This is a genomic window from Enterobacter sp. HMSC16D10 (genome assembly GCF_001807145.1).
GTDB classification, from domain to species: Bacteria; Pseudomonadota; Gammaproteobacteria; order Enterobacterales; family Enterobacteriaceae; genus Enterobacter; species Enterobacter roggenkampii.
This window is the reverse complement of record NZ_KV787832.1, coordinates 1-816: the sequence shown is the minus strand read 5'-3', so window position 1 is coordinate 816 and position 816 is coordinate 1. Positions and strand designations below refer to the sequence as shown.

Genomic DNA, 816 nt, shown 5'->3' with positions numbered 1-816 from the left:
CATAGACGAACTGCGGCTGGTCGGTGCAGTCGCCGGCCGCGTAGATGTTCGGGCTACTGGTGCGCATGCCCTTGTCGATGACGATGGCCCCCTGCGCATTGACGGCTACCCCCGCCGCTTCCAATGCCAGGCTGCGCGTGTTCGGTGTCCGGCCGGTGGCGACCAGCAGCTTGTCGGCGCGCAATTCACCGTGCGTGGTGGTCAGCACGAATTCACCGTCCATATGGGCGACCTGGCTGGCTTGCGTGTGCTCCAGCACCTCGATGCCCTCGGCACGGAAAGCGGCTGTCACCGCCTCGCCGATGGCCGGGTCTTCACGGAAGAACAAGGTATTGCGCGCCAGGGCCGTGACCTTGCTGCCCAGCCGGGCAAAGGCTTGCGCCAGCTCCAGCGCCACCACCGACGAGCCGATTACGGCAAGGCGTTCGGGAATGGTGTCGCTCGCCAGGGCCTCGGTGGAAGTCCAGTAGGGTGACTCTTTCAAGCCCGGAATCGGCGGGACCGCCGGGCTGGCACCCGTGGCGACCAGGCAGCGGTCGAACATCACGACGCGCTCGCCACCCTCGTTCAAACTAACGATAAGGCTCTGGTCGTCCTTGAAACGCGCTTCACCGTGCAGAACGGTGATGGCTGAATTGCCGTCCAGGATGCCTTCGTACTTGGCATGACGGAGTTCTTCGACACGGGCCTGCTGCTGGGCCAGCAGCCGCTCGCGCAAGATCGTCGGCGGTGTGGGTGGCATGCCGCCGTCGAATGGGCTTTCCCGGCGCAGATGGGCGATGTGGGCGGCGCGGATCATGATCTTGGACGGCACAC

1 protein-coding gene is annotated in these 816 nt (G+C 65.3%); it reads right to left on the bottom strand.

What is annotated here, in order from left to right; genetic code table 11:
- Positions 1 to 816, bottom strand: an 816-nt coding sequence (locus HMPREF3143_RS02965; RefSeq protein WP_175441105.1) for an FAD-dependent oxidoreductase, incomplete at both ends; no start/stop codon positions are given.